Source organism: Staphylococcus sp. HMSC36A10 (assembly GCF_001838845.1).
Lineage (GTDB): Bacteria > Bacillota > Bacilli > Staphylococcales > Staphylococcaceae > Staphylococcus > Staphylococcus aureus.
Genome location: NZ_KV839127.1, coordinates 32,612 through 51,972, shown reverse-complemented (window position 1 = coordinate 51,972; position 19,361 = coordinate 32,612). Strand labels below are relative to the sequence as shown.

Sequence of the window (19,361 nt, the reverse complement as noted above, 5' to 3'; positions counted from 1 at the left end):
CTCTTTTTTTATGTCTAAAACGTCAAAATAAAAGTTAACACAAAGAAAATGGCTTGACGAAGTGAAAACGTTTGAATCTGACGAAACGAGAAAAGAGCGCAACGAGTTTAGTAGAGCTAAATGAGTAAGCGAGAGCCGAAGGAGAGGAAAGAAGCAAGCGATTGTCACAAGTCAAGAAAGGTTCTTAGCGACGATGGTAGCCAACTTACGTTCCGCTAGAGTAGAACGTTGCCAGGCAAAAAATGGATGCGATGAGCCGCATTGAATTTTAGAAATGATAATTTAATAATGTACACTTTCGATTGTCTAAGTATGTATAACTTTAATTTTGTGTTTATATAAATTTAAAATGATATCATCGAAAACAAAATATTGTATAAATAGAGAAGAGCAGTAAGACGGTATCTAATTGAAAATGATCTTACTGCTCTTTTATATACTTTATTGAAATACAAAATGGAAATTAATTATTATACAATAGACAAGCTATTGCATAAGTAACACTAACTTTTATCAAAGAAGTGTTACTTTATAATTAATGATTTTATTAGAGCGTCTACATGCGGTTTTAAAGCATCATCGTCTATACCGCCAAAGCCTAATATAAATTTAGGGGTTTTCTTATAGTCTTGATCATCATCAAAATTATAAACTTGTAATTTTAACTTTACTTTGTTTGCTCTATCAAGACACTCTTGTAATGTTAATCCATTTTTTACTGTAATTGTAAAATGCATACCCGTTTCAGCACCTTGAATATCAAGCTGCTCTTTGTAAGGTTTCAATCTTTTTAAAATATAGGTTAGTTTTCTACGATAAATTCGTCTCATTTTATTTAAATGCCTTTCAAAACCACCGGAAGATATAAACGTTGCAATAAGGTTTTGCATATGAACAGGTACAGTGTTGCCTTCAATGTGATTTTGAGAATGATATTTTTTCATTATAGAATAGGGTAACACCATATATGCAACTCGACAGCTAGGAAAAATAGACTTTGAAAATGTACTGATATAAATCACTTTTTCTCCTCTTGAATATAGACCTTGAATTGCTGGAATGGGTTTGCCGAAATATCTAAACTCGGAATCATAATCATCTTCTATAATAAATCGTTCTTCTTTTTCTTGAGCCCATTGTATTAATTGAGTTCGCTTTTTTAAGTCCATCACATATCCAGTTGGAAATTGATGGGAAGGCGTTATATATACTATATTTTTTTGTGATTTAATAACTTCATCTACGTTTATTCCATTATCTTCAACTTCAATTTGTTCATATTCAACTTGTTTTTTATCTAAAATATTTTTGATTGGTGGATAACTAGGTTTTTCGATAATAAATGTTGAAGTATAAAGTAAATCGACTAATTGATTTACTAATTGTTCGGTAGATGAGCCAATTATAATTTGATTAGGATCACAAATTACACCACGATTAGTAAATAAATAAAATGCCAGTTGAAATCTTAAATGTAATTCTCCTTGAAAATGTCCTCTACGTAATTGATTTAAATGATTTGTATCATAAAGATCTTTGGAATACTTTCTGAAAAGTTCTATAGGGAAATGTTTCGTATCTATTTCATCCAAATTAAAAGCATAATCATAAGCTTCATCACTCGCTTTTGGTTTATATGAATCATCATCAAAAAGAGAGGGGATAGGTTGATTGTTTAAAATTGTTAAAGATTCAATTTCGGACACAAAATATCCAGAGCGAGGTCTTGAATAAATGTAACCTTCGTCTAATAGAAGTTGATATGCATGCTCTACGGTTGTTTGGCTGATAGATAAATGTTTGCTTAATTGTCTTTTAGAATAAAATTTATCGCCTTCTTTAAATTGACCTTCAATTATTTGTTTTTTTAATTTTTCATAAAGTTGATGGTATAAAGTGTTTTTCAATTTTATAACTGACCTCCTAAATTTATCTTATTTTGTACCTTTTTAAATATCAGTTTATACATTACAATGTATTTAATCAACTTGAAAAGGGGTTTTATGTATAATGAGTAAAATTATTGGATCAGACAGAGTCAAAAGAGGTATGGCTGAAATGCAAAAAGGCGGCGTTATTATGGATGTCGTTAATGCTGAGCAAGCAAGAATTGCAGAAGAAGCAGGCGCGGTAGCAGTTATGGCATTAGAACGAGTACCTTCTGATATTAGAGCTGCTGGTGGCGTTGCACGTATGGCAAACCCTAAAATTGTAGAAGAAGTAATGAATGCTGTTTCTATTCCAGTCATGGCTAAAGCACGTATTGGTCATATCACTGAAGCAAGAGTATTAGAGGCGATGGGTGTTGACTATATTGATGAATCAGAAGTGTTAACACCAGCAGATGAGGAATATCACTTAAGAAAAGATCAATTTACAGTACCATTTGTATGTGGATGTCGTAATTTAGGTGAAGCTGCGCGTAGAATTGGTGAAGGTGCTGCTATGTTACGTACTAAAGGTGAACCAGGTACAGGTAATATTGTTGAAGCTGTAAGACATATGAGACAAGTTAATTCAGAAGTTAGTCGATTGACTGTAATGAATGATGATGAGATTATGACTTTTGCGAAAGATATCGGTGCGCCTTATGAAATTTTAAAACAAATTAAAGACAATGGTCGTTTACCGGTAGTTAACTTTGCAGCTGGTGGCGTTGCGACTCCTCAAGATGCTGCTTTAATGATGGAATTAGGTGCCGACGGTGTATTCGTTGGATCAGGTATTTTTAAATCAGAAGATCCAGAAAAATTTGCTAAAGCAATTGTTCAAGCAACAACACATTACCAAGACTATGAGCTAATTGGAAGATTAGCAAGTGAACTTGGCACTGCTATGAAAGGTTTAGATATCAATCAATTATCATTAGAAGAACGTATGCAAGAGCGTGGTTGGTAAGATATGAAAATAGGTGTATTAGCATTACAAGGTGCAGTACGTGAACATATTAGACATATTGAATTAAGTGGTCATGAAGGTATTGCAGTTAAAAAAGTTGAACAATTAGAAGAAATCGAGGGCTTAATATTACCTGGTGGCGAGTCTACAACGTTACGTCGATTAATGAATTTATATGGATTTAAAGAGGCTTTACAAAATTCAACTTTACCTATGTTTGGTACATGCGCAGGATTAATAGTTCTAGCGCAAGATATAGTTGGTGAAGAAGGATACCTTAACAAGTTGAATATTACTGTACAACGAAACTCATTCGGTAGACAAGTTGACAGCTTTGAAACAGAATTAGATATTAAAGGTATCGCTACAGATATTGAAGGTGTCTTTATAAGAGCGCCACATATTGAAAAAGTAGGCCAAGGCGTAGATATCCTATGTAAGGTTAATGAGAAAATTGTAGCCGTCCAGCAAGGTAAATATTTAGGCGTATCATTCCATCCTGAATTAACAGATGACTATAGAGTAACTGATTACTTTATTAATCATATTGTAAAAAAAGCATAGCTTAATGTATGCTAAATCAACGAATTATTGATATTTATAGATTTGTTGAGAAGACAATATCTCCTTCAAACTTAGCTTTGGAGGAGCTATTTTTTTATGTCAAAATTAAAAATGATAAAAAATAAAGATATACATAAAAAAACCCTTCAAAGAGACTGAGAATAGTCAAAATTTTGAAGGGGTTAATTCGATGTTGATGTATTTGTTAAATAAAGAATCCAGCGATTGCAGCTGAAATGAAAGATACTAGTGTTGCACCGAATAATAGTTTCAAACCAAAGCGGGCAACTGTATCTCCTTTTTTGTCATTAAGTGATTTAATCGCACCTGAAATAATACCAATAGAGCTAAAGTTAGCAAATGATACTAAGAATACAGATGTAACACCTTTTGCGTGTTCAGATAAATCACTAAGTTTACCAAGTGCTTGCATTGCTACAAATTCGTTAGATAATAGTTTTGTCGCCATAACTGAACCGGCTTGAACTGCATCTTGCCATGGCACACCGACTAAGAATGCAAATGGTGCAAAGACAAAACCAATTAATGTTTGGAAATCCCAAGAAATAGCGCCACCTGAAACTGTACTAAAGATATTGCTTACAATTCCATTTAATAGAGCGATAATAGCAATGTATCCGATTAACATTGCGCCTACAATGACAGCTACTTTAAATCCATCTAAAATATATTCTCCTAGCATTTCGAAGAATGATTGTTGTCTTTCTTCAGTTTCTTCAACTAATAATTTGTCATCTTCTTCATTAACTTTATAAGGGTTAATAATTGAAGCGATGATGAAACCACCAAATAAGTTTAAGACAACAGCCGTTACAACATATTTAGGTTCAATTAAGGTAAAGTATGCACCGATAATTGAAGCAGAAACAGTCGACATTGCTGAAGCTGTTAATGTGTATAAACGTTGCTTAGGTATGTATGGTAATTGTTTTTTAATTGAAATAAATACTTCAGATTGTCCCAAAATTGCTGCAGCAACTGCATTGTATGATTCTAAACGTCCCATACCATTAATTTTAGAAATTAAGAATCCTAAAACATTAATGATTAAAGGTAAAATCTTTGTGTATTGAAGGATACCGATAATCGCTGAAATAAATACGATAGGTAATAATACACTGAAGAAGAATGGTGGTTGCTTAGGATCGATATATTGAATACCACCGAATACAAAGTTAACACCATCTGCTGCTTTTAATAATAAGTAGTTAAAACCGTTTGAAATACCACCAATAACCTTGATTCCCATTGTAGTTTTAAGCAAGATAAATGCAAAGATAAGCTGAATTGCAAGTAAAATTCCTACATATTTCCAGCGAATATTTTTCCTGTCTGAGCTAAATAGAAACGCAAGTGCTAAAAAGAAGATAATTCCGATAATCCCAATTAGAATATGCATATATTTCTCATTCCTTTAGTTTTTTCTACAATCTATCATACAATAAAATGGAAGGGCTAACATCATAAATTTTTGAAAATATAAAAACAAATTAATTGAAAAAGGTCAAAATAGGTCATATAATATAGTCAAAGAAGGTCAAAAAGAGGTGATATACATGCACAATATGTCTGACATCATAGAACAATACATCAAACGTTTATTTGAAGAGTCGAATGAAGATGTCGTTGAAATTCAGAGAGCGAATATCGCACAGCGTTTTGATTGTGTACCATCACAATTAAATTATGTAATCAAAACACGATTCACTAATGAACATGGTTATGAAATCGAAAGTAAACGTGGTGGTGGTGGTTACATCCGAATCACTAAAATTGAAAATAAAGATGCAACAGGTTATATTAATCATTTGCTTCAGCTGATTGGACCTTCTATTTCTCAACAACAAGCTTATTATATTATTGATGGGCTTTTAGATAAAATGTTAATAAATGAACGTGAAGCTAAAATGATTCAAGCAGTTATTGATAGAGAAACGCTATCAATGGATATGGTTTCTAGAGATATTATTAGAGCAAATATTTTAAAACGTTTGTTACCAGTTATAAATTATTACTAAATGAAATGAGGTGTTGAAGTGCTTTGTGAAAATTGTCAACTTAATGAAGCGGAATTAAAAGTTAAAGTTACAAGTAAAAATAAAACAGAAGAAAAAATGGTGTGTCAAACTTGTGCTGAGGGGCACCATCCGTGGAATCAAGCTAATGAACAACCTGAATATCAAGAACATCAAGATAATTTCGAAGAAGCATTTGTTGTTAAGCAAATTTTACAACATTTAGCTACGAAACATGGCATTAATTTTCAAGAAGTAGCGTTTAAAGAAGAAAAACGTTGCCCATCATGTCATATGACTTTGAAAGATATTGCACATGTTGGTAAATTTGGGTGTGCTAATTGTTATGCAACATTTAAAGATGACATCATTGATATCGTCCGCAGAGTTCAAGGTGGACAATTTGAGCACGTTGGAAAGACACCACATTCTTCACATAAAAAGATAGCTTTAAAGCGAAAAATCGAAGAAAAGAATGAATATTTGAAAAAACTTATTGAAATCCAAGATTTTGAGGAAGCAGCCATTGTTAGAGATGAAATTAAAGCACTAAAAGCTGAGAGTGAGGTGCAACATGATGACGCATAATATTCATGATAATATCAGCCAATGGATGAAAAGTAATGAAGAAACACCAATTGTTATGTCTTCTAGAATTCGGTTAGCGCGTAATTTAGAAAATCATGTGCATCCACTAATGTATGCTACTGAAAATGATGGATTTAGAGTTATAAATGAGGTACAAGATGCCTTGCCAAATTTTGAATTAATGCGTCTTGATCAAATGGATCAACAAAGTAAAATGAAAATGGTTGCAAAGCATTTGATTAGTCCTGAACTAATAAAACAACCAGCAGCCGCAGTATTAGTGAATGATGATGAATCTTTAAGTGTCATGATAAATGAAGAGGACCATATTCGTATTCAAGCTATGGGAACTGACACGACATTACAGGCTTTATATAATCAAGCTTCATCAATTGATGATGAATTAGATCGAAGCCTTGATATAAGTTATGATGAACAACTTGGTTATTTAACTACATGTCCTACCAATATAGGTACTGGTATGAGAGCAAGCGTGATGCTACATTTACCAGGTCTATCTATTATGAAAAGAATGACACGGATTGCTCAAACCATTAATCGTTTTGGATATACAATCAGAGGTATTTACGGTGAAGGTTCGCAAGTTTATGGACATACTTATCAAGTATCCAACCAACTTACACTTGGTAAATCTGAGTTAGAAATCATAGAAACATTAACAGAAGTTGTTAATCAAATCATTCATGAAGAAAAACAAATACGACAAAAGTTAGACACTTATAATCAATTAGAAACACAAGACCGTGTTTTTCGCTCGCTAGGTATTTTACAAAACTGTAGAATGATAACTATGGAAGAGGCTTCTTATAGATTAAGCGAAGTTAAACTTGGTATAGATTTAAATTACATTGAATTACAAAACTTTAAATTTAATGAATTGATGGTAGCTATACAGTCACCATTTTTATTAGATGAAGAAGATGACAAATCTGTAAAAGAAAAACGAGCAGATATACTAAGAGAACATATAAAGTAGGAGGTCATTATTTATGTTATTTGGTAGATTAACTGAGCGTGCACAGCGCGTATTAGCACATGCACAAGAAGAAGCAATTCGTTTAAATCATTCAAATATAGGAACAGAACACCTATTATTGGGATTAATGAAAGAACCTGAAGGAATTGCTGCAAAAGTATTAGAAAGTTTTAATATCACTGAAGATAAAGTAATTGAAGAAGTTGAAAAATTAATCGGACATGGTCAAGATCATGTTGGTACATTGCATTATACACCTAGAGCTAAAAAAGTTATTGAATTATCGATGGATGAAGCTAGAAAATTACATCACAATTTTGTTGGAACGGAACATATTTTATTAGGCTTGATTCGTGAAAATGAAGGTGTTGCAGCAAGAGTTTTTGCAAATCTAGATTTAAATATTACTAAAGCACGTGCACAAGTTGTGAAAGCTTTAGGAAACCCTGAAATGAGTAATAAAAATGCACAAGCTAGTAAGTCAAATAATACTCCAACTTTAGATAGTTTAGCTCGTGACTTAACAGTCATTGCCAAAGACGGTACATTAGATCCTGTTATAGGACGTGATAAAGAAATTACACGTGTAATTGAAGTATTAAGTAGACGTACGAAAAACAATCCTGTACTTATTGGAGAGCCAGGTGTTGGTAAAACTGCTATTGCTGAAGGTTTAGCGCAAGCCATAGTGAATAATGAGGTACCAGAGACATTAAAAGATAAGCGTGTTATGTCTTTAGATATGGGAACAGTAGTTGCAGGTACTAAATATCGTGGTGAATTTGAAGAGCGTCTGAAAAAGGTTATGGAAGAAATCCAACAAGCAGGTAATGTCATCCTATTTATTGATGAGTTGCATACTTTAGTTGGTGCTGGTGGTGCTGAAGGTGCTATCGATGCTTCGAATATTTTGAAACCGGCATTAGCACGTGGTGAATTACAATGTATTGGTGCTACTACATTAGATGAATATCGCAAAAATATTGAAAAAGACGCGGCTTTAGAACGTCGTTTCCAACCTGTACAAGTTGATGAACCTTCAGTAGTAGATACAGTTGCTATTTTAAAAGGATTAAGAGATCGTTACGAAGCACACCATCGTATTAATATTTCAGACGAAGCTATTGAAGCAGCTGTTAAATTAAGTAACAGATACGTTTCAGATCGTTTCTTACCAGATAAAGCAATTGATTTAATTGATGAAGCAAGTTCTAAAGTAAGACTTAAGAGTCATACGACACCTAATAATTTAAAAGAAATTGAACAAGAAATTGAAAAAGTTAAAAATGAAAAAGATGCTGCAGTACATGCTCAAGAGTTTGAAAATGCTGCTAACCTGCGTGATAAACAAACAAAACTTGAAAAGCAATATGAAGAAGCTAAAAATGAATGGAAGAATGCACAAAATGGCATGTCAACTTCATTGTCAGAAGAAGATATTGCTGAAGTTATTGCAGGATGGACAGGTATCCCATTAACTAAAATCAATGAAACAGAATCTGAAAAACTTCTTAGTCTAGAAGATACATTACATGAGAGAGTTATTGGGCAAAAAGATGCTGTTAATTCAATCAGTAAAGCGGTTAGACGTGCCCGTGCAGGGTTAAAAGATCCTAAACGACCAATTGGTAGCTTTATCTTCCTTGGACCAACTGGTGTTGGTAAAACTGAATTAGCTAGAGCTTTAGCTGAATCAATGTTTGGCGATGATGATGCGATGATCCGTGTAGACATGAGTGAATTTATGGAAAAACACGCAGTGAGCCGATTAGTTGGTGCTCCTCCAGGATATGTTGGTCATGATGATGGTGGACAATTAACTGAAAAAGTTAGACGTAAACCATATTCTGTAATTTTATTTGATGAAATTGAAAAAGCTCATCCAGATGTATTTAATATTCTATTACAAGTTTTAGATGATGGACATTTGACAGATACAAAAGGACGTACAGTTGATTTCAGAAATACAATTATCATAATGACATCAAACGTTGGGGCACAAGAATTACAAGATCAACGATTTGCTGGATTCGGTGGTTCAAGTGATGGACAAGATTATGAAACAATTCGAAAAACGATGTTAAAAGAATTAAAAAATTCATTCCGTCCAGAATTTTTAAACCGTGTAGATGATATCATTGTATTCCATAAACTAACAAAAGAAGAATTAAAAGAAATTGTAACAATGATGGTTAATAAATTAACAAATCGATTATCTGAACAAAACATAAATATTATTGTTACTGATAAAGCGAAAGACAAAATCGCAGAAGAAGGATATGATCCAGAATATGGTGCAAGACCATTAATTAGAGCGATACAAAAAACTATCGAAGATAATTTAAGTGAATTAATATTAGATGGTAATCAAATTGAAGGTAAGAAAGTTACAGTAGATCATGATGGTAAAGAGTTTAAATATGACATTGCTGAACAAACTTCAGAAACTAAAACACCATCGCAAGCATAATTATAAAACAGTCCAAAACAAATTAAAGTTTTGGGCTGTTTTTTTAGTAGCATTGAACTATAGAAATTCGTGAAAGTATCCATCAACGAAACAATCTATAAAACAATCATCAAAGGATAGTTAAGAATTATATGTAACAAGTTAATGAGCCTACAGCGATAGCATAAAGGTATGAATTTTTATAAAGGTTTTTTGTTTGAAGATACTAGCAACTTACGTCAAAATAAAATAGGTCTATATAATATTGTGATAAATCTAGAGAAAAGAGTTTACTAAGAAATTATTAAGATTTTATCTTTGAAAGATACCGACTATCAACATGATGTAAGTTTATTTTATAATATTCATAAAAAATAAATCTGGTAAAACAGTTTGCGTTAGTAGTCATGTTAAAATACAAACAAATGTAACTCACATTTAATTTGTCATAATGGGAATGTGCGTTTAAAATAGATTTGTTCAAAGGAAAGTGGAGGTGCAATTTTGGCCAAGAAAAAAGTGATTTTTGAATGTATGGCTTGTGGTTATCAATCTCCTAAATGGATGGGGAAATGTCCTAATTGTGGCGCTTGGAATCAAATGGAGGAAATTGTTGAAAAAGCAGCCAATCCTAAACATGGAGTTAAAACCAAGGAATTAGCAGGTAAAGTACAAAAATTAAATAGTATTAAACATGAAACAACGCCGAGAGTGTTAACAGATTCAGCAGAATTCAACCGTGTATTAGGTGGAGGTATTGTGAGCGGATCGTTAGTACTTATTGGTGGGGATCCAGGTATTGGTAAGTCAACGTTACTTTTACAAATTTGTGCATCGTTATCTCAAAAGAAAAAAGTACTATATATTACTGGAGAAGAATCGCTTAGTCAGACTAAATTACGTGCAGAGCGATTAGATGAAGATTCAAGTGAATTGCAAGTATTAGCTGAAACAGATCTTGAAGTTATTTATCAAACAGTAAAAGAAGAACAACCTGATTTATTAGTAGTGGATTCGATTCAAACAATATATCATCCTGAAATCAGCTCTGCGCCAGGTTCTGTTTCACAAGTTCGTGAAAGTACACAAAGTTTAATGAATATTGCTAAACAAATGAACATTGCAACTTTTATAGTGGGTCATGTAACGAAAGAAGGTCAAATTGCTGGCCCAAGATTGCTAGAACACATGGTTGATACTGTGCTTTATTTTGAAGGCGATGAACACCACGCATATCGAATTTTGCGAGCTGTTAAAAACCGTTTTGGTTCAACGAATGAAATGGGAATCTTCGAAATGAAGCAAAGTGGATTAAAAGGTGTAAATAATCCATCTGAAATGTTTTTAGAAGAACGTTCAACAAATGTTCCAGGTTCAACAATTGTTGCAACCATGGAGGGAACCAGACCACTTTTAATAGAAGTTCAAGCGCTGGTAACTCCAACGACTTTTAACAATCCGAGACGAATGGCAACAGGGATTGATCATAATCGATTAAGTTTGTTGATGGCTGTTTTGGAAAAGAAAGAAAATTATCTATTACAACAACAAGATGCTTATATCAAAGTAGCTGGCGGTGTAAAGTTAACGGAGCCAGCAGTTGATTTAAGTGTAATTGTAGCAACTGCATCTAGCTTTAAAGATAAAGCTGTCGACGGATTAGATTGCTATATTGGAGAAGTTGGTTTAACGGGTGAGGTACGTCGTGTATCTCGGATAGAACAACGCGTGCAAGAGGCTGCAAAACTAGGTTTCAAACGTGTAATTATTCCTAAAAATAATATAGGCGGATGGACATATCCTGAAGGTATACAAGTAATAGGTGTAACTACTGTACATGAAGCATTGTCATTTGCTCTTCATTCATAAAATATCAAGAAAGGAGGACATTGTGTGAATATCGTTAAACTAATGGTTATTATTATTTACTTAATTATTGGGAGCGCATTAGGAATAATTATTATTCCTGAAATTGCAAATGATCTTGGATTACAAAACTCCAGCTTTTTAAAAAATCACTATGTAGATGGCATTATCGGTAGTATTTTTATGTTCTTAATTTTTGGTGTATTTATTAGACGAGTTACTAACGCTATAAAAGGTTTAGAACATTTTATTATGCGTAGAAGTGCTGTTGAAATACTATTCGCAACAATAGGTTTAATAATCGGATTACTTATTTCTGTTATGGTGTCGTTTATATTAGAATCAATTGGTAACTCTATTTTTAATCATTTCATTCCTGTCATAATTACGATATTACTATGTTATTTCGGTTTCCAATTTGGCCTTAAAAAACGAGATGAAATGTTAATGTTTTTACCTGAGAATATAGTGCGTTCCATGTCACAACATACTAAAAGTGCTACGCCAAAAATTATCGACACAAGCGCAATTATTGATGGTCGTATTTTAGAAGTCATTCGTTGCGGTTTTATCGATGGCAATATTTTAATTCCACAAGGTGTTATTAATGAATTACAAATTGTTGCAGATTCAAATGACAGTGTTAAACGTGAAAAGGGTAAAAGAGGCTTAGATATTTTAAATGAATTGTATGATTTAGACTATCCTACAAAGGTTATACATCCAACTAAAACACATAGTGATATTGATACGATGTTATTAAAACTAGCAAAACAATATCATGCAAGTATTATAACGACAGATTTCAACCTAAATAAAGTTTGTCATGTACATGGTATTAAAGCATTAAATGTTAATGATTTATCAGAAGCAATCAAACCTAATGTACATCAAGGTGATCAACTGCATATTTTACTGACAAAAATGGGTAAGGAGCCTGGTCAGGCAGTAGGATATCTAGATGATGGTACGATGGTGGTTGTTGATAATGCTAAAAATCTTATTGGCAGTCATGTCAATTTAGAAGTAGTCAGCTTATTGCAAACATCTTCAGGAAGAATTGTTTTTGCTAAAAAAATCGAAGATACAGTATCATTATAAAAACTGTAGTTGACGAAAACAAAATAGATATTAAAAGGTATATGAAATGGCGAAGTTTGTAATTTGAAGTATAACTATAAATAAATGCAAAACATATCAGTTATCAAAAAATGCAAATAGTGCTAATATATCATTGAAACAAGTTCATTAAGTGTTAAATTTTAGATATTAATAAAGTTATTCTTATAGCAATCAAGACATACAAAATTAGAATCAATTTTAACGTATTTGAATAGTTAATTTGAAGTTTAATTTCACAGTACATAATATTCATTTTTAAGTCGTTGAAATGTTTATGTAGTGCAGTCTTGATTCTTAGGGATAGCTTTTTTAAAGTGTTGAAAAAACAACTGCTTTCTATTTAAAATTTAAGCATATTACCCAGGGAATTATGTTATGATTAAACAATGAAATTATTTTAAGGTCATGTTAAAAAGCATTGTTTCGTTTTAACAATAAGACGAGTTAGACATTTGTTATGACGGTCGAAGATAGCAAATGAACAATTTATATGAACTAACTTGAAAATCTGATATTTAATTTAGGAGTGAAAAAAATGAGCGATCGTATAAGAGTAAGATATGCACCAAGTCCAACTGGTTATCTTCATATTGGTAATGCAAGAACAGCATTATTCAATTACTTGTATGCTAAACATTACAACGGAGATTTTGTGATTCGAATTGAAGATACTGATAAAAAACGTAATTTAGAAGATGGAGAAACATCACAATTTGATAATCTTAAATGGTTAGGATTAGATTGGGATGAGTCTGTAGATAAAGACAATGGCTACGGACCATATCGTCAATCTGAACGTCAACATATCTACCAACCATTAATAGATCAGTTACTAGCAGAAGATAAAGCATATAAATGCTATATGACAGAAGAAGAATTAGAAGCTGAACGTGAAGCACAAATCGCTCGTGGTGAAATGCCTCGCTATGGTGGACAACATGCGCATTTGACTGAAGAACAACGTCAACAATTTGAAGCAGAAGGACGCCAACCATCAATTCGTTTCCGAGTACCTCAAAACCAAACGTATTCATTTGATGATATGGTAAAAGGAAATATTTCATTTGATTCAAATGGTATTGGTGACTGGGTTATCGTAAAAAAAGATGGCATTCCAACGTACAATTTTGCAGTAGCTATAGATGATCATTACATGCAAATTTCAGATGTAATTCGTGGTGATGATCATATTTCAAACACGCCTAAACAAATTATGATTTATGAAGCATTTGGCTGGGAGCCACCTCGTTTTGGTCATATGTCATTAATTGTTAATGAAGAACGTAAAAAGTTAAGTAAACGTGATGGGCAAATTTTACAATTTATTGAGCAATATCGTGACTTAGGTTATTTACCTGAAGCGTTATTTAATTTTATTGCGTTATTAGGTTGGTCTCCTGAAGGTGAAGAAGAAATCTTTTCTAAAGAAGAATTTATCAAAATCTTTGATGAAAAGCGTTTGTCAAAATCACCAGCATTTTTCGATAAGCAAAAATTAGCATGGGTTAATAACCAATATATGAAACAAAAAGATACTGAAACAGTATTCCAATTAGCATTACCTCATTTAATTAAAGCAAATTTGATTCCTGAGGTGCCGTCAGAAGAGGATTTATCTTGGGGACGCAAATTAATTGCGCTTTATCAAAAAGAAATGAGTTATGCCGGTGAAATTGTACCTTTATCAGAAATGTTCTTTAAAGAAATGCCAGCTCTTGGTGAAGAAGAACAACAAGTGATTAATGGAGAGCAAGTACCAGAGTTAATGACGCACTTATTCAGTAAATTAGAAGCACTTGAACCATTTGAAGCGGCTGAAATTAAAAAGACAATTAAAGAAGTTCAAAAAGAAACAGGAATAAAAGGCAAGCAATTATTTATGCCTATTCGTGTTGCTGTAACAGGCCAAATGCATGGTCCTGAATTACCAAATACAATTGAAGTACTTGGTAAAGAAAAAGTGCTAAACCGTTTAAAACAATATAAGTAATGAAATAGACAAGATCAAGGTAGTATATACTTGAATTTTATAACGTAACCACATATGATAAAGTTGTATTAACAAATTACAACAATATGAATAAAGTATTTTATATAAAACGAAGGATTAGTAATTAAATTTATACGATGCAGAGAGTGTACGGTTGCTGTGAGTACAACGTAGAAATTAATGAATGCACCTTCGTAAAATGAATTAAATATATAATGAGAGTGATGAGCATTAAGTTGACTTAGTTTCCTTGATAATTTGGAAGCGCCCGCAATATTATTAATGTTATTCGCTAAATTCAGAGTGGAACCGTGCGGAAGCGCCTCTAACAATACAATTTGTATGTTAGTGGTGCTTTTTTGATATTTAATTTCGCAGGTACTTCAATTATGTATTTACGTAGTTCAATCATTGAGGAGGAAATGATCTTGTTAAAAAGAATGAGAGACGATATAAAAATGGTATTTGAGCAGGATCCAGCGGCACGTTCAACATTAGAAGTCATTACAACGTATGCAGGTTTACATGCAGTTTGGAGTCATTTGATTGCACATAAGTTATACAACCAAAAAAAATATGTTGCAGCACGCGCGATATCTCAAATTTCAAGATTTTTCACAGGTATAGAAATCCATCCAGGTGCTAAAATTGGAAAGCGTCTATTTATAGATCATGGTATGGGCGTTGTAATAGGAGAAACATGTACAATTGGTGATAATGTGACAATCTATCAAGGCGTGACACTTGGTGGGACAGGGAAAGAAAGAGGGAAAAGACACCCAGATATAGGAGACAATGTTTTAATAGCAGCCGGTGCGAAAGTTTTAGGAAATATTAAAATAAATTCAAATGTAAATATTGGTGCAAATTCAGTTGTTTTACAATCAGTTCCAAGTTATTCAACGGTTGTTGGTATACCAGGACATATTGTTAAGCAAGATGGTGTTCGAGTTGGAAAAACATTTGATCATCGCCATCTACCTGATCCAATTTATGAACAAATTAAGCATTTAGAACGACAACTTGAAAAGACTAGGAATGGAGAGATTCAAGATGATTACATTATATAATACGCTTACACGTCAAAAAGAAGTGTTCAAGCCTATAGAACCAGGGAAAGTAAAAATGTATGTATGTGGTCCTACTGTATATAACTACATTCATATTGGTAACGCAAGACCAGCAATTAATTATGACGTAGTGAGACGTTACTTTGAATACCAAGGATATAATGTAGAATATGTATCAAATTTTACAGACGTAGATGATAAATTAATTAAACGTTCTCAAGAATTAAATCAGTCTGTTCCCGAAATTGCAGAAAAATATATCGCTGCTTTTCATGAAGATGTTGGTGCGTTAAATGTTAGAAAAGCGACTTCAAATCCAAGGGTAATGGACCATATGGATGACATTATTCAATTTATTAAAGATTTGGTGGATCGAGGTTATGCATATGAAAGTGGTGGCGATGTTTACTTTAGAACACGTAAATTTGAAGGTTATGGTAAATTAAGTCATCAATCCATAGATGACTTAAAAGTGGGTGCTCGTATAGATGCAGGAGAGCATAAAGAAGATGCACTTGATTTTACATTGTGGAAAAAAGCGAAGCCTGGCGAGATTAGTTGGGATAGCCCATTTGGTGAAGGTAGACCAGGATGGCATATAGAATGTTCTGTAATGGCATTTCATGAGCTAGGACCTACAATTGATATACATGCGGGTGGTTCAGATTTACAATTTCCACATCATGAAAATGAAATAGCACAATCAGAAGCACATAATCATGCGCCATTTGCTAATTATTGGATGCATAATGGTTTCATTAATATTGATAATGAAAAAATGAGTAAATCACTAGGCAACTTTATTTTAGTTCACGATATTATTAAAGAAGTTGATCCAGATGTACTAAGATTCTTTATGATTAGCGTACATTATAGAAGCCCAATTAACTATAATCTAGAATTGGTAGAATCAGCACGTAGTGGACTAGAGCGTATTCGCAATAGTTATCAATTAATTGAAGAGCGCGCACAAATTGCTACTAATATTGAAAATCAACAGACATATATTGATCAAATTGATGCGATTTTAAATCGTTTTGAAACAGTTATGAATGATGATTTTAATACAGCTAATGCAATTACAGCTTGGTATGATTTAGCAAAACTTGCGAATAAATATGTACTAGAGAATACAACATCAACAGAAGTAATTGATAAATTTAAAGCAGTTTATCAAATTTTCAGCGATGTTTTAGGTGTACCGTTAAAATCTAAAAATGCAGATGAATTATTGGATGAAGATGTTGAAAAATTAATCGAAGAGCGTAATGAAGCAAGGAAAAACAAAGATTTTGCACGAGCAGATGAGATTCGAGACATGCTGAAATCACAAAACATTATATTAGAAGACACACCTCAAGGGGTTAGATTTAAACGTGGATAATCAACAAGATAATCACATTAAATTATTGAATCCATTGACCTTAGCATATATGGGAGACGCAGTCTTAGATCAATATGTACGTACCTATATCGTTTTAAAGCTTAAAAGTAAGCCTAATAAACTACATCAAATGTCTAAAAAATATGTATCTGCCAAAAGTCAGGCGCAAACGTTAGAATATTTAATGGAGCAAGAATGGTTTACAGACGAAGAAATGGATATTTTGAAGCGAGGGCGTAACGCGAAAAGTCATACTAAAGCTAAAAACACTGATGTTCAAACATATCGTAAAAGTTCAGCGATAGAAGCAGTGATAGGTTTTCTTTATTTAGAAAAAAGAGAAGAACGATTAGAGGCATTATTAAATAAAATAATAACAATAGTAAACGAAAGGTAGTGACGATGTGGAAGATACGGTTATTGTTGGTAGGCATGCTGTTAGAGAAGCGATTATTACTGGGCATCCGATAAATAAGATATTGATTCAAGAAGGTATTAAAAAGCAACAAATTAATGAAATTTTAAAAAATGCAAAAGATCAAAAAATCATTGTTCAAACTGTACCAAAATCTAAATTAGATTTTTTAGCAAATGCACCACATCAGGGTGTTGCAGCGCTTATTGCACCATATGAATATGCTGACTTCGATCAATTTTTAAAACAGCAAAAAGAAAAAGAAGGTTTATCGACAGTACTTATATTAGACGGCTTAGAAGACCCGCATAACTTGGGATCAATTTTAAGAACAGCCGATGCAACGGGAGTTGATGGTGTTATTATTCCTAAACGTCGTTCAGTTACACTAACGCAAACAGTTGCAAAAGCCTCAACAGGTGCAATTGAACATGTACCAGTTATTCGAGTGACAAATTTAGCTAAAACTATCGATGAACTAAAAGATAATGGCTTTTGGGTAGCTGGCACTGAAGCTAATAATGCAACAGATTATAGAAATCTAGAAGCGGACATGTCATTGGCTATTGTAATTGGTAGCGAAGGACAGGGTATGAGTCGCCTAGTAAGTGATAAATGCGATTTTTATATTAAGATTCCAATGGTTGGACATGTAAACAGTTTGAATGCTTCGGTTGCAGCAAGTTTAATGATGTACGAAGTATTTCGAAAAAGACATGATGTTGGAGAAATATAATGAAAGAACGTTACTTAATCATTGATGGATACAATATGATAGGACAATCACCAACGCTAAGCGCCATTGCAAAAGAGAATTTAGAAGAAGCTAGAATGCAATTAATAGATGCAATTGCAAATTATAATGCAGTTATTTCAGATGAAATTATTTGTGTTTTCGATGCTTATGACCAATCGGGTGTTGAAAGAGAATACATGTATCATGGCGTTAAAACGATTTTTACCAAGGAAAAAGAAACAGCTGATAGTTTCATAGAACGTTATGTTTATGAACTTTATGACAAGCATACTAAGCATATTACAGTTGTAACAAGTGATATGAGTGAGCAACATGCTATCTTTGGATCAGGTGCATATAGAATATCATCTCGCGAAATGTGGAGAGATTTAAAAGAAAATGAAATTGATGTGAGTAAATCATTAGATGATATAAGTGAAAACAAGCCAAGAACTCGAATTCCGTTATCTTCTGAAATCCTTGCAGAATTTGAAAAAATACGAAGAGGACATCATAAGAAATGACATTTCCGTCATCTTGAAATTTTGAATGTAACAATATTAAACTAACCTTAAATTTTAGATAGAAGGGGTTAGTTTAATATTTGAAATACGATTTGACAACTCAAGACAGTACAATCAAACGTAACAATGCAATAAATGATAAAGACTTCGAAAAGTTAGTAATGGATCTACAACCATTAATTATTCGACGCATCAAAACATTTGGATTTAATCATTATGATTTAGAAGACTTATATCAAGAAATACTTATACGGATGTATAGGTCGGTCCAAACATTTGATTTTAGTGGAGAGCAGCCTTTCACAAATTATGTTCAATGTTTAATTACGTCTGTAAAGTATGATTATTTGAGAAAATATTTAGCTACAAATAAAAGAATGGATAATTTGATTAATGAATATAGAGTTACGTATCCATGTGCAATAAAGCGTTATGATGTTGAAAACAATTATTTGAATAAATTAGCAATTAAAGAGTTGATTCGTCAGTTTAAGTATTTGAGTGCATTTGAAAAAGATGTCATGTATTTAATGTGTGAACAATATAAGCCGAGAGAAATTGCTCAACTGATGCATGTAAAAGAGAAAGTGATTTATAATGCCATACAACGATGTAAAAATAAAATAAAACGTTATTTCAAAATGATTTGAAAAGCGCCTTAGGACGTGAATTGAATTAGAACGTGTTACTTACTGATGGTTTGACATTTGTTATAAATTTTA

At 32.7% G+C, this 19,361-nt stretch carries 17 protein-coding genes; 15 read left to right on the top strand and 2 right to left on the bottom strand.

Going from position 1 to position 19,361, the window contains the following annotated elements; genetic code table 11:
- Positions 1-524 precede the first annotated feature (524 nt).
- Positions 525-1,907 (bottom strand): MocR-like pyridoxine biosynthesis transcription factor PdxR, encoded by a 1,383-nt coding sequence (locus tag HMPREF3247_RS11990; protein WP_000799248.1) that lies wholly within the window; start codon positions 1,905-1,907, stop codon positions 525-527.
- Positions 1,908-2,010: 103 nt separating this feature from the next.
- On the opposite strand from HMPREF3247_RS11990, the gene pdxS reads away from it, so the two are divergent.
- Together pdxS and pdxT are read left to right on the top strand one after the other, a co-directional pair.
- Complete coding sequence (gene pdxS / locus HMPREF3247_RS11985; protein ID WP_000034728.1) at positions 2,011-2,898, top strand: pyridoxal 5'-phosphate synthase lyase subunit PdxS; 888 nt, start codon at positions 2,011-2,013, stop codon at positions 2,896-2,898.
- 3 nt (positions 2,899-2,901) lie between these two features.
- A complete protein-coding gene (gene pdxT, locus HMPREF3247_RS11980; protein ID WP_000690439.1) occupies positions 2,902-3,462 on the top strand; it encodes a pyridoxal 5'-phosphate synthase glutaminase subunit PdxT in 561 nt (186 codons plus the stop codon).
- Positions 3,463-3,667: 205 nt separating this feature from the next.
- Here pdxT and HMPREF3247_RS11975 read toward each other — a convergent pair whose 3' ends face one another.
- Positions 3,668-4,882, bottom strand: a complete 1,215-nt coding sequence (locus tag HMPREF3247_RS11975; protein ID WP_000547794.1) for a NupC/NupG family nucleoside CNT transporter — start codon at positions 4,880-4,882, stop codon at positions 3,668-3,670.
- A gap of 157 nt (positions 4,883-5,039) precedes the next feature.
- On the opposite strand from HMPREF3247_RS11975, the gene HMPREF3247_RS11970 reads away from it, so the two are divergent.
- From HMPREF3247_RS11970 to HMPREF3247_RS11905, 13 genes are all read left to right on the top strand, one after another.
- A complete protein-coding gene (locus HMPREF3247_RS11970) occupies positions 5,040-5,501 on the top strand; it encodes a CtsR family transcriptional regulator (protein WP_000551762.1) in 462 nt (153 codons plus the stop codon).
- An 18-nt stretch (positions 5,502-5,519) separates the two neighbouring features.
- Positions 5,520-6,086: a UvrB/UvrC motif-containing protein gene (locus HMPREF3247_RS11965; RefSeq protein WP_000882069.1), complete on the top strand. Its 567-nt coding sequence runs from the start codon at positions 5,520-5,522 to the stop codon at positions 6,084-6,086.
- Positions 6,076-7,083, top strand: coding sequence for a protein arginine kinase (locus tag HMPREF3247_RS11960; RefSeq protein WP_000149503.1), 1,008 nt, complete (start codon positions 6,076-6,078; stop codon positions 7,081-7,083). The genes HMPREF3247_RS11965 and HMPREF3247_RS11960 overlap by 11 nt, the downstream gene beginning before the upstream one ends.
- Before the next feature lie 13 nt (positions 7,084-7,096).
- The gene (locus HMPREF3247_RS11955; RefSeq protein ID WP_000897132.1) at positions 7,097-9,553 is read left to right on the top strand and encodes an ATP-dependent Clp protease ATP-binding subunit; all 2,457 of its coding nucleotides are present in this window, start codon (positions 7,097-7,099) and stop codon (positions 9,551-9,553) included.
- A gap of 483 nt (positions 9,554-10,036) precedes the next feature.
- Entirely contained in the window at positions 10,037-11,401 is a 1,365-nt protein-coding gene (radA, locus tag HMPREF3247_RS11945) for a DNA repair protein RadA (protein ID WP_001085219.1), read from the top strand.
- Between the two features lie 24 nt (positions 11,402-11,425).
- Entirely contained in the window at positions 11,426-12,499 is a 1,074-nt protein-coding gene (locus HMPREF3247_RS11940) for a PIN/TRAM domain-containing protein (protein WP_070866246.1), read from the top strand.
- A 556-nt stretch (positions 12,500-13,055) separates the two neighbouring features.
- On the top strand, positions 13,056-14,510 hold the full coding sequence (gene gltX / locus HMPREF3247_RS11935) for a glutamate--tRNA ligase (RefSeq protein WP_001283792.1): 1,455 nt from the start codon (positions 13,056-13,058) through the stop codon (positions 14,508-14,510).
- A gap of 422 nt (positions 14,511-14,932) precedes the next feature.
- Positions 14,933-15,580, top strand: a complete 648-nt coding sequence (gene cysE / locus HMPREF3247_RS11930; protein WP_001805237.1) for a serine O-acetyltransferase — start codon at positions 14,933-14,935, stop codon at positions 15,578-15,580.
- The gene (gene cysS / locus HMPREF3247_RS11925; RefSeq protein WP_000631973.1) at positions 15,564-16,964 is read left to right on the top strand and encodes a cysteine--tRNA ligase; all 1,401 of its coding nucleotides are present in this window, start codon (positions 15,564-15,566) and stop codon (positions 16,962-16,964) included. Before cysE ends, cysS begins: the two co-directional genes overlap by 17 nt.
- Positions 16,957-17,361 carry a Mini-ribonuclease 3 gene (locus HMPREF3247_RS11920; protein ID WP_000370182.1) on the top strand — a complete coding sequence of 135 codons (405 nt, stop codon included), beginning with the start codon at positions 16,957-16,959 and terminating at the stop codon, positions 17,359-17,361. The genes cysS and HMPREF3247_RS11920 overlap by 8 nt, the downstream gene beginning before the upstream one ends.
- 7 nt (positions 17,362-17,368) lie before the next feature.
- A complete protein-coding gene (rlmB, locus tag HMPREF3247_RS11915; protein ID WP_000390332.1) occupies positions 17,369-18,115 on the top strand; it encodes a 23S rRNA (guanosine(2251)-2'-O)-methyltransferase RlmB in 747 nt (248 codons plus the stop codon).
- On the top strand, positions 18,115-18,639 hold the full coding sequence (locus tag HMPREF3247_RS11910; protein ID WP_000664738.1) for an NYN domain-containing protein: 525 nt from the start codon (positions 18,115-18,117) through the stop codon (positions 18,637-18,639). Before rlmB ends, HMPREF3247_RS11910 begins: the two co-directional genes overlap by 1 nt.
- An 80-nt stretch (positions 18,640-18,719) precedes the next feature.
- Positions 18,720-19,289 (top strand): sigma-70 family RNA polymerase sigma factor, encoded by a 570-nt coding sequence (locus HMPREF3247_RS11905; RefSeq protein WP_000872876.1) that lies wholly within the window; start codon positions 18,720-18,722, stop codon positions 19,287-19,289.
- Positions 19,290-19,361: the final 72 nt, after the last annotated feature.

What these genes read in the sequence shown, in the direction of transcription:
- pdxS (WP_000034728.1), top strand. Translation starts at nt 2,011, where the DNA reads ATGAGTAAAATTATTGGATCAGACAGAGTCAAAAGAGGTATGGCTGAA.
- pdxT (WP_000690439.1), top strand. Translation starts at nt 2,902, where the DNA reads ATGAAAATAGGTGTATTAGCATTACAAGGTGCAGTACGTGAACATATT.
- HMPREF3247_RS11975 (WP_000547794.1), bottom strand. Translation starts at nt 4,882, where the DNA reads ATGCATATTCTAATTGGGATTATCGGAATTATCTTCTTTTTAGCACTT.
- HMPREF3247_RS11970 (WP_000551762.1), top strand. Translation starts at nt 5,040, where the DNA reads ATGCACAATATGTCTGACATCATAGAACAATACATCAAACGTTTATTT.
- HMPREF3247_RS11960 (WP_000149503.1), top strand. Translation starts at nt 6,076, where the DNA reads ATGACGCATAATATTCATGATAATATCAGCCAATGGATGAAAAGTAAT.
- HMPREF3247_RS11955 (WP_000897132.1), top strand. Translation starts at nt 7,097, where the DNA reads ATGTTATTTGGTAGATTAACTGAGCGTGCACAGCGCGTATTAGCACAT.
- gltX (WP_001283792.1), top strand. Translation starts at nt 13,056, where the DNA reads ATGAGCGATCGTATAAGAGTAAGATATGCACCAAGTCCAACTGGTTAT.
- cysE (WP_001805237.1), top strand. Translation starts at nt 14,933, where the DNA reads ATGATCTTGTTAAAAAGAATGAGAGACGATATAAAAATGGTATTTGAG.
- cysS (WP_000631973.1), top strand. Translation starts at nt 15,564, where the DNA reads ATGATTACATTATATAATACGCTTACACGTCAAAAAGAAGTGTTCAAG.
- HMPREF3247_RS11910 (WP_000664738.1), top strand. Translation starts at nt 18,115, where the DNA reads ATGAAAGAACGTTACTTAATCATTGATGGATACAATATGATAGGACAA.